Annotated in this window: 9 protein-coding genes; 3 read left to right on the top strand and 6 right to left on the bottom strand. The window is 53.3% G+C overall.

The features are described 5' to 3' along the window. Window positions 1–132: 132 nt before the first annotated feature. The 4 genes from IGR76_17340 to IGR76_17325 form a co-directional block, all read right to left on the bottom strand. Window positions 133–327 carry a hypothetical protein gene (locus IGR76_17340; GenBank protein ID MBF2080225.1) on the bottom strand — a complete coding sequence of 65 codons (195 nt, stop codon included), beginning with the start codon at window positions 325–327 and terminating at the stop codon, window positions 133–135. A 390-nt stretch (window positions 328–717) separates the two neighbouring features. Continuing rightward, entirely contained in the window at window positions 718–1,728 is a 1,011-nt protein-coding gene (locus IGR76_17335) for an S-layer homology domain-containing protein (GenBank protein MBF2080224.1), read from the bottom strand. 86 nt (window positions 1,729–1,814) lie between these two features. Then, entirely contained in the window at window positions 1,815–2,528 is a 714-nt protein-coding gene (locus IGR76_17330; protein ID MBF2080223.1) for a tetratricopeptide repeat protein, read from the bottom strand. Window positions 2,529–2,536: 8 nt separating this feature from the next. Next, a complete protein-coding gene (locus IGR76_17325) occupies window positions 2,537–3,610 on the bottom strand; it encodes a folate-binding protein YgfZ (protein MBF2080222.1) in 1,074 nt (357 codons plus the stop codon). A gap of 276 nt (window positions 3,611–3,886) precedes the next feature. Here IGR76_17325 and IGR76_17320 point away from each other — a divergent pair, with 276 nt between their 5' ends. Then, window positions 3,887–4,798, top strand: a complete 912-nt coding sequence (locus IGR76_17320; protein MBF2080221.1) for a hypothetical protein — start codon at window positions 3,887–3,889, stop codon at window positions 4,796–4,798. Between the two features lie 37 nt (window positions 4,799–4,835). On the opposite strand, the gene IGR76_17315 is transcribed toward IGR76_17320, so the two are convergent. Both IGR76_17315 and IGR76_17310 read right to left on the bottom strand, forming a co-directional pair. Continuing rightward, the gene (locus tag IGR76_17315) at window positions 4,836–5,336 is read right to left on the bottom strand and encodes a hypothetical protein (GenBank protein ID MBF2080220.1); all 501 of its coding nucleotides are present in this window, start codon (window positions 5,334–5,336) and stop codon (window positions 4,836–4,838) included. A 43-nt stretch (window positions 5,337–5,379) separates the two neighbouring features. Continuing rightward, window positions 5,380–6,906, bottom strand: a complete 1,527-nt coding sequence (locus IGR76_17310) for a YifB family Mg chelatase-like AAA ATPase (GenBank protein MBF2080219.1) — start codon at window positions 6,904–6,906, stop codon at window positions 5,380–5,382. 827 nt (window positions 6,907–7,733) lie between these two features. Between IGR76_17310 and IGR76_17305 the strand changes: the two genes are divergently transcribed. Both IGR76_17305 and IGR76_17300 read left to right on the top strand, forming a co-directional pair. Beyond that, entirely contained in the window at window positions 7,734–9,185 is a 1,452-nt protein-coding gene (locus IGR76_17305) for a glycoside hydrolase 100 family protein (GenBank protein MBF2080218.1), read from the top strand. Between the two features lie 752 nt (window positions 9,186–9,937). Further along, a partial coding sequence (locus IGR76_17300; protein ID MBF2080217.1) for a UDP-N-acetylmuramate--L-alanine ligase occupies window positions 9,938–10,613 on the top strand: 676 nt, incomplete at its 3' end.

Here is a 10,613-nt window from a genome sequence, read left to right as displayed (position 1 = left end):
CGCGCTCTACCCGATAGGGTGAGCGTCGGGAGGATGTCACAAGATCACCTTAATTATTTCCTAATCCTGCCTTAAGTCTGAGTGACTGTAGCTGTAATCTGTGGCAGTATCCTGTTTCCGAACAAGAACCGATCACTCTAAGGGTTCTGCGGATACCGCTGTAAACGGACACAACGCTGGAGCGATCGCCCTTACAGACGGCCAGACCAATCGTCCATGACGCGGTGGCGTCACCCCCAAGAATGAAAAGGCGTGTCTATTTTCAGAGCAATGCCAACAGCTATAGCAACGGTTGAGACGGTTGAGATCGGGGGATGGAGACGGCACCTCTACCCAGGGGCTTCCCCCCGCATACTTCCTCAGGAACCTTTCAGTTTTAATATTTTTTGCCAGAAAAAAATCCGTAATCCCCCCTGGAGTCGAGCCTGGGCTCACCTCAATCGAATTACGCCATCTAGGTTGTCCTTTAATCCCATCCTCTAACTCAAGTTCATCTCAATCACAACAAACGCAACGCTAGGATGGTACGAGTCCACATGTTTTGGGGAAAATCGCTGCCATTTGTGCGCTAGGGAGAGCGTATTCTGACAATGGTATGAAGTCACGGTGACCCACGCAACAAGGGCGTCAACCCCTAGGGGTTATACCCTCTGCGCTGGATATTCATGGATGGCTCTACGCCATTGCACTACCCTTGGTAGGGTGAGATCGCTGCGCTTAGGGAGTCACAATTGCGTCCGAGTCAATAGGATCAGCCTGTCCTTGGAATACAAGCGACTGATAGAGGCTCGATGCAACTTCGGCCCGTGTTGCCGTACCATTTGGCTGAAGCTGAGTTTGCCCCGGAGGCAACACAACGAGTTTTGCTGCAGTGGCGGCAGCGATCGCTGGAACTGCATAGCCCGGAATTTCGGCCGCATCTGGATAAACCGCTAACACCTGGCCGGGATCGTTGACCGGAGGCAATTTTAGACCACTAAAGAGAGCCAGCAGCATTTCTAGGCGCGAAATCGGCTGATCCGGCTTGAAGGTATTGTCAGGATAGCCGCTCATGAAATTGCTTTTTATAGCAGCATCAATCGTATCATTCGCCCAATAATCCGAGGAAATATCCGAAAAGGCCATGGGGGATCGATTATCTTGCAGCTCAAATGCATCTTGTAATGCTGCGGCAAATTGAGCGCGAGTCATAGGAGCATCAGGCTGAAACGTGCCATCCTGCAAGCCCTTGACCATCCCCTCTGCTGTCAATCCGGTTACAAAGGGATAGGCCCAGTAGTCGGGTGAAACGTCAGGGAAGCTAATTTCTGGAATAGGCGTTGCGGCGGGCACAGTGGGTGAAGGCTGGGGCGAGACTGAAACCTCGGCGGAAGGGGAAGCCGTAGGACTGGGAGCCATCGCGTTAGGTGTGGCCGATGGCTGGGTCGTAATACTGGTCTGGGGCGATCGCCGCTCTTCCTCCACGGCAATCTCTGCGCGAGAATTTGGGGCGGACGACTCGGCTGGAATGCTCCGCCGAGGAGTAGGTTCTGGGGGAAACGGTATTGATGCCCGCGTGGCGGCATCCGACTCTGAGGTGCGACCTGTTTCCAGGATATTCCAGGAAAGATTTGGATCAGCGCGGCGCAGTCCCCAGAACAGGATGCCACCCATCGCTGCGAGGGCAACCACAACAGCGATACATTCATCCGCATCAAAGCGACGGTCAGAGGGTGGGGGCGTAGTCATGGCGATCGCTCAACAATACAGCAGTAGATTCAACTCTTGGGATTAGGGTACGCGAAGCCTCTCGATGGGTCAACTTAACTTAAGGTCTACGTTGCATTCAAAACCGTTTTTGCCCGCTCAATTTGCTCTGGACTAAAGGCAGCTTCGGTTAAGTAGTCCAAGAATGCTGCATCGGTGTAGCGTCCATCTACGGCGATCGCCTGTCGATAGATCTCCTGGGCTTGCTTAACATCACCGTTGCTCCAGTGGGCGATCGCCAAGGCTACCCAGGGATGCGGATTCCACGGTTCTAGCTCGGTTGCGCGTTCACCCGTGGCGATCGCCCAGTCGTATCGTCCCATCTGCTCATAGGCAAGACTGAGGTTATAGTAGGCAATTTCGTTGTCGGACTTGAGGAGGGCGGCCCAGGTATGCACTAACACCGCATCGGACAAGTCATTCCGCACCAGGTAGACAATCCCCAAGGCATTCGCGGTTTCTACCGAAAGCGGATCGAGGTAGACCGTATCGCGCAGGGTTTGCATCGCGGCATCGGAGTCTCCAGCTAAGTGCTGCGTCCAACCCAGCAACACCCGACCATTTACATCATCGGGGGCTAAGTTCACAGCTTCCTGGAGAGCCGCGATCGCCTCTGGGAAATTTCCGGCTTGCCGATAGGCCAATCCCATCTGGCGATAGTCAGCGGCAGTGGTCTGGGCGATCGCCACCGAGCGTCCCAAAATTCCGAATCCCAGCACGAACAGACTCAACCCGTTGATCCATCTCGCTGAGCGAACGAAGCATCGTTGTTTGACCGTCATGGAATCGCCTAGCTTGTCTGCGAAGGTTCAGGATAATCATGCTGCAAATAGGGCACATCCACAATTCGGCCTGCCACACCGTCCACCGTCACCGCCAAGCCCGATCCCCCCGCCTTGGTGCGAATATAGGCTAGTCCGATCGTTCCGGTTTCCGTTTCCACGGCACTGGTCAGATAGCCCACAGATTCACCATCCAGCAACACTTTTGAGCCGAGAGGGGCGATCGCGTCTAGGTGAATCCCCCAAAGCTGCTGCTTTACGCCTTTGTAGGTATTCAAGCGGGCGATCGTTTCTTGACCGATGTAGCATCCTTTTTCAAAGGAAATCGTGTGCCAGAGTCCTGCTTCCAGAGGGTTCACCTCCTCGGTTAGCTCTTGCCCCGGAACTGGACGCCCTTGCTCAATCCGGAGGCGTTCCCACACGGTCTCACCAAGGGGTACTGCGCCACCGTTGCAAAGCTGAGTCCACACCTCGGCAGCACCGTCTACGTCACACCAGAGGGTATAGCCAGGGAGGGAAAGGCCAGTTCCCGCCGCAATGCGTACCGAAATGTCGTGAAGTTTGACCTCAGTATGGGCATTCAACACCAAATCCGCCAAGGAATCTGCGCCCAATTTCGATAGCAATTCCAAACTTTGGGGGCCAATACACCGAAAACAGGCCGTCTGCGTTGTGATGTTTTTAAGCGTGACTTTATCAAATGGAAAGATGAAGCGATCCATCCAAGCCGTCAGGGAATCGCAGGTAGCAGGCGAGGTCAACAGCACAATATCGTCCGCCTGGACGTAGAGGCTAACGAGGTCAATGGTGCGGGCTGTGGAGGTGACGAATACCGTCTCACACCCCTGCCCTGGCTGGAGCATCTGAATAGTGTTGGTGGTCTGGTTGTGCAGGAAGCGGAGGCGATCCTCTCCGGCAACCTGAATCCGCCCCCAATGGGAGGCATCGTAGAGAGCTACTCCGGTTTTTGCAGCGTCTAGGGCGATCGCGTCATTGCCATAACTGGGTACGGCATCCAGGGTCGCCGAGGGAATTACCTGCCCCCCAGCCGCTTCCTGGACGTTGCGTAACGCTTGCACCATGCCAAGACCTCCTAGTTTCCTACATTTCTCTGACTATGCCACCTGGTCCATTGGCGCACCGTTTGGCTGCACAGGGGCGATCGCTATTTTGGATTGTACCGAGTTCTGCGACGAATCCAGAGTTCCCCATCGTGTGAAACTGCACAGACTGGTCTAGGCCATCCGAAATACATCGGGACTCCCTTTGTAGGCTGGAAGTATGATGTCCTGGCCGATGGAAGCCCTGTTCAAACAATGAAACCCTACCCAATTCTCCTAATTGTTTCCACGCTCGTTGTGTCAGCAACTACGGGGTTAGGACTTGCCCTAGCCAGGCTGAATTCGTCCAATGCTCAACCGCAAGCATCAAGCCCCCAATCCTTACCCAGTCCGCGTACCGATGAATCCCCTCTATCCATCGCACTCAACACCCCAATGTCTACCCCAACACCTTCAAATACCCCCGTTGTCGATCATTCCGTTCCCGTAACGCCGACTCCCGATCGCACCCCGGTGGATGCCTTTCCCCGCAAGCCTTTGGTGTTATCCGATGCCGCTCAACCCGGTACAGACTTTTATCGATTCCGCGAACAGTTGCGCCAAGCAGTGAAAACTCGTGATGTTGATTTTGTTGCTAAGCTCATTCCCGAAACGGGTGTCAGCATTGGCTATGGCAGACCCAGTTCGTTTGCGGATCTAGAATTTACGAATCCCGATGCCGAGATTTGGGCGATTTTTGAGAAAGCCCTGGCCGTCGGCTGCGATGAATTGAGTGCTGAGGATTATCCCCTCGCCGATCCAGGCACGTCCGTCTGGCTCTGTGCCAATGTGGGAAATGCCTTCCTGGAGCAGTATCCCAATCCTGACCCGACTCCCGGCATTGAGTATGAAATCAGCTATGCAGCAGTCGTTGGCGATCGCGTCCATGTGCGATCGCTCCCCACTACCGAAAGTGAGGTCGTCGGCACCTTAAGCAACGAAGTCGTGAGGCTCGATCGCCAAATCTGGGAACGCACCGCCGCATCGCTTCCCGATGAGGTTTGGACAGAGCGCACCCACCCCCTCAACGGTTGGACGCCTGTTCTACTGCCCAATCAAACGTCAGGCTATGTCAGTAACCGCTACGTCTACCAAGCCCTGGCTCCGAGGCTATTGCTCGGACAGGTCAACGGACAATGGCAAGTTCTCCAAATTCCAGCGGGCGACTGATTCTGAGAATGGCTCCTCTCCAGGCAAGACCTAGAGACTAGTCCACGGCAAGGGTTTCAAACACTAACGCAACGACCTGCTGTGCCTTTTCTTCCAAACGTTGCCAATCCAACTCGTTTTGGTCGTTTACCAAGGTTTCATCGATTTCAACGGGTTGCGTCGCTTGCGGATCAGGAGACGGTTCGTAGGCTCGGAAACAAACTTGATAGCACAGTTCCCATAGGTCAATGCGCACCTGGCGATCGCCCTGGCTCAAACACAGTTCATAGCCCAGGTATGGCTGGGGAAGTTGGGCAAGCTGCTGTTGAATGTCCTCGCGATCGCCTTCTCCCGCTTCTAGCCTGATCTGGAGCGACTGTACCCGCGCCTGCTCCTCCGATGAGGTTCCGGGCGGAAAGCGCAGTACGTTCTCATAGGCCCCCGTCCACTCCGACTCGTCGAGATGCTTGCGGATATTGTCAATCACACGAATCAGGGCGGGTTGCATCATCAGGTTGGCCTGTTCCCAGGCTAAGGCCGTCGCAAATTTGGGGGGCATAGGTTCTCCGGATCTGCGTTGTCTATTCTCTCATTGAGTCGAACTACTGCATGCGGTCGATGGTGCGGTATTGGATCGCTTCGGCAATGTGGGGCGATCGCACTTTCTCTTCACCAGCCAAATCTGCGATCGTACGTCCCACCTTGAGAATCCGATCCGTTGCCCGTGCCGATAGTCCCAGTTTGCGAATCGCCCCTTCCAACAGATTTCGAGTGCTGTCATCCAGCGCACACCACTGGCGCAAATGCCGACTTTGCATCTCTGCATTGCAGCGCAGGGGTTCATTCTGGAAGCGATGGCGAGAGCGATCGCGGGCCTGCTGTACCCGTTCCCGTACCGTTTTGGAGGGTTCACCATTGGTCTGCTGCGTAATTTCCTCCGGCTTGAGACGATTCACCGCCACCTGCAGGTCAATGCGATCCATCAACGGCCCGGACAGTTTTGCCCAATAATTTTCCCGCTGCCGAGGACTACAGGTACAGGGCTGCACCGTATCGCCAAAATAGCCGCAGGGACAGGGGTTTGTGCTAGCAACCAGGGTAAACTGTGCTGGAAACGCAACCGTTTGCTTCGTGCGGGAAATGGTCACATAGCCATCCTCTAGGGGCTGCCGCAGAAATTCCAGCACATCGCGTTTGAACTCCGTGAGTTCGTCGAGAAAAAGTACGCCTCGGTGGGCTAGGGAGATTTCTCCAGGTTTGGGATAACTGCCGCCACCGACCAATGAAGGCCCCGATGCCGAATGATGGGGACTGCGAAACGGGCGATCGCTCACCAGTGCCCCTCGCTGCTTTAGCAATCCAGCCACCGAGTGAATTTTAGTGACTTCCAGGGCTTCCTCAAATCCCAACGGCGGCAAAATTCCAGGCAATCGTCGCGCCAGCATCGTTTTGCCACTCCCAGGCGGCCCCACAAAGATCAGGTTATGGCCGCCCGCCGCCGCTATTTCTAGGGCACGTCGGGCTTGAACCTGTCCCTTCACATCGGTGAGATCCAGTTGCAGGGTGGGCGATCGCTTCCAATCTTGCAGTTTCCCAAGATCAACGGGCGTATAGTGCTGGGGATGGTTGAGAAAATCGGCCACCTCCATCAGCGTTTGAAATCCGTACACCTCTAGCCCATCGACCACCGCCGCTTCTAGGGCATTATCCGCAGGAACAACGATGCCTTTCATGCCAATTTGTTTCGCCGTAGCGGCGATCGCCAGGACGCCAGCCACCGGACGCAGTGCCCCATCTAGGGATAGTTCCCCCAAAAACAGGTAATCCTCGACGCGCTCTAAGCTCACCTGTTCCGATGCGGCCAAAATACCGATGCTAATGGGCAAATCAAAACTGGGGCCTTCCTTACGCAAGTCCGCAGGGGTCAGGTTAATCACAATTTTGCGCATCGGGAAGGCATACCCCGCATTCTTCAATGCGGCTCGCACCCGTTCGCGCGACTCCTGCACCGCCGTATCGGGTAGCCCCACAACCACAATTCCCGGTAACCCTCCGGCGATGTCTACCTCGACCCCCACCTTAACCGCTTCAATCCCCAGTAACGATGCACTCCAAATTCGCGATAGCATGCTGACGGTCTCCGTGATGTGATATGTTCTGGGAATTACTCGTTCCCCAATGATTATCAAGATGCCCACTCAGCGATGAAATTCAACGCCGTTCCCTAACGTTGCCGGAGATGGGCGATCGCCCTACACGTTGACTCTGGCCGCCATCTGCCCAACGCCCACGATCAACAGGCGACAATCCCCTCCACGCCTTAACCCAGCATTCATGCAACGAACGTCGATTCACTAGGTCAAACATACCGATGAAATCTTCGGAATCCTTGATGTTTTGATGAAGACATCGGCGATCGCCCGCAAAATTACGCGATCGTTTTGTACGATAAAAGTAAGGTATTTTTTTCAAACCCGACTCTCCCAAGCTCTGCTGTAGACTCCAGGAGACTAGGAGCGGGTAACTCCAGCCCTTGAAGCGGGGCATTGGTCTTGGTCTAAAGCACCGAGCCAATAGGTAGATGTCTAAACACGCTACCCATGCAGAGTTATCCTGATGCGCTGAGTTATCAGGGCAGCCTCTGACGCCTTAGCTGCAAGAGCACAGTCTATTTTGTCAGTATCTACAAATGCAACTGCACATCCTGCAATGGTCACTTGACCACTGCTGCCCCATTTCGTGCGGCCGCTTTGTTGGGCACGTTACTGTGAACGAGCCATCTATTCCGTAACGAAGGCGAAACTTCAATGCCGATCCAAGGGTGCATGTTTTCTGCTGCGGGAATACTAATTTGCAGTAGGCCAATTGGCTGAATTCGCATTCCATTGTTCCCTACCCAGCCTAAACCCTTAGGCTTTTCTGCCCTTTATACCACCACGTCCGCTTAGGTTGCCCTATGGATATTGAACAGTCCCTTGAACTCGAAGCTTGGCAATTACTCAAAGACTCCATCATCTACTACCAAGATCAGCCCATTGGCACGCTGGCTGCCTGCGATCCAGATGCTTCTCCTCTGAATTACGACCAATGCTTTATCCGCGACTCTGTTGCCCCGGCCCTCGTCTTTTTAGTCCGGGGATATCCGGAAATCGCGCGAAATTTTCTTGAAAAAACGTTGCTGCTTCAGGTGAAAGACCCACAATGGGACTTCTTCAAACCTGGCTTTGGACTCATGCCCGCCAGCTTCAAGGTCGAATTTGGTGCGGATAATCAATGGTTGAAAGCGGATTTTGGCGAACATGCCATCGGACGAGTGACGCCTGTGGATTCCAGCTTATGGTGGCTGTTGCTCCTGCGGGCTTACGTCCGTGCTACGGGCGATGTTGAATTGGCGCATCGGGAGGATTTTCAAACCGGGATTCGCCTCATTCTCGATCTCTGTCTCGTATCCCGATTTGATATGTTCCCGACGTTGCTGGTTCCCGATGGCGCGTGCATGATTGACCGTCGCATGGGCATTGCAGGCCATCCCCTGGAAATTCAATCCTTGTTCTACGGTGCGCTGAAAGCCGCTCTAGAGTTGCTCCTGGACAACTCTGACAACCACTACTTCATCCAAGCCGCACGTAATCGTCTCTTCCCGTTGATGCGCCATATTCGGGATGAGTATTGGCTGGATTTAGATCGGCTCAACGAGATCTATCGCTATCGAGTCGAAGAGTACGGCGAGCATGGCTTGAACAAGTTCAATATCTATTCAGACTCGATTCCCTATCATCAACTGATTGAGTGGTTACCCACCAATGGGGGCTATTTTGCGGGCAATCTGGGGCCATCCCATCTCGACTGTCGCTTCTTCTCCCTTGGCAATTTGATGTCTGTGGTGACATCGCTCGCGAGCGATCGCCAATCCCATGCAATCATGACCTTAATCGAGCAGCGGCAAAAAGATCTCATCGGCCATATGCCCATGAAAATCTGCTATCCCGCTATGGAAGATATGGAGTGGAAGCTGTTGACGGGCTGCGATCCGAAGAATCGTCCCTGGTCTTACCACAACGGGGGGAATTGGCCTGTGCTGCTGTGGGTGCTGGCGAGTGCTGCCATTAAAACCGGACGCAAAGAAATCGCCTTTGAAGCCTTGGCGATCGCGTCTCGCAATATTTCCCAGGACGGCTGGCCTGAGTACTATGATGGTCGGAGTGGACGGCTAATGGGCAAAGAAGCACGCCGCTTTCAAACCTGGACCATTGCCGGGTTCCTCTTTGCTCTGGATTTGATGCGGAATCCAGAATACCTATCCTTAATCAGCTTTGATGGCGATCCATCGCCAATTCCGCTGGAGAATGTCCCCAATCGTCGGCAATCCCATGCAGCACGACAATGGGCTAATTCATCAGTAGGATAGTCGCTGCTCTTAATTTCGTCAGCATGAGGGACACTGTTCTAACTGCTATCTGCCGTAACGCCACCTACAGTCATACCTAAAGCCTCGCGCTGCGGGGCTTTTCAGTTTTTTAGCCTTCCGGTTCAGTTCACGTTTTTCAGTTTGCAGACTTTTGAGACCCAAGGATCAGACCAATAACAGTTCAGCCCCTCGATTGCATCGAACTTGAGTCTACGGAACTAAAAAACCTTACATTTGCGACTTTTGAGTTACCTCTACTGTCTATTCCTTGAGCAGAGGTTGCAAACGTCCTAGATCCACTTCAATCCCCATTCACAACCAGATCCTAAACTCTTACGCCTTATATATTATTCCTACTTATACTTACGTCCTGATGGGCACTCACTTGCAAACATCAACTTATACTTGAGATACTTTTTAGCGCAAAGCCCTGGTAGGATGCATCCAGATTGCTGAGTGTCATTAAGCGTTTATATTGGGTGCGTATTTTGCAAGAATTCTAGTCACAGATAGTGTAGGGTTGTTAAAAAATTAGGCTTGGCTGTCTATTTATAGCGCGATCGCCTAAATTTATAGCTACACTTTATTCCAAACATTCTGCCTGCCTGTACGGATTTCCCTGTCCCCTATGGGCACGCCTTGAGATCTGGGTTGCATTAGTTCAAAACGTTCCAGCTAGAATTCCGTAGAAAAGCAAATCTTGCTATGATATCGCGTGTTATCGGTGTGGTGTGGTGTGTCAAGGAGCTAGAATGCTGAATTCCGTTGATTTCAGCGGGAGGCCGTTCCATTTCATCGGCATTGGTGGGATCGGAATGTCAGCTCTCGCCTATATACTCGCCAAGCGGCAATTGCCTGTATCTGGCTCAGATATCCGTCTGAACCACATCACAGAGCGGCTGCAAAACCAGGGAGCCCACATTTTTTGGAGCCAAGAAGCATCCAATTTTGACGGGTTTCTAGAGGGCGATCGCCCATTAGCCTCGGCACGCAAAGCGAACTCCAATGGCACCACCATGCCTAACAGCGAATCGGGGGCGGAGCATCAAAACTCGACCGCGACACTGCCCCAAGTGGTTTGCTCAACGGCCATTAGTACGGTAAATGCGGAGTATCGCGCAGCGTTGGAGCTAGGATGCCCGATTTTTCACCGTTCTGACATCTTGGCGGCCTTAATTCAAGAATATAAAAGCATTGCGATCGCAGGCACCCACGGCAAAACCACAACGAGTAGCATGGTGGGCTATCTCCTATACAAAGCCGGACTTGACCCCACGATCATCATTGGCGGTGAAGTTAAAGCATGGGAAGGCAATGCCCGTTTTGGGGTCGGCGACTACTTGGTGGCTGAGGCCGATGAATCGGACGGCTCTCTGGTGAAATTTGAGCCCCATATCGGCGTCATCACCAATATTGAGCTTGATCATC

The organism is Synechococcales cyanobacterium T60_A2020_003 (assembly GCA_015272205.1).
Classification (GTDB): Bacteria; Cyanobacteriota; Cyanobacteriia; order RECH01; family RECH01; genus JACYMB01.
Note: the sequence above shows the minus strand (reverse complement) of the source record. Positions and strands in the feature narration are given on the sequence as shown.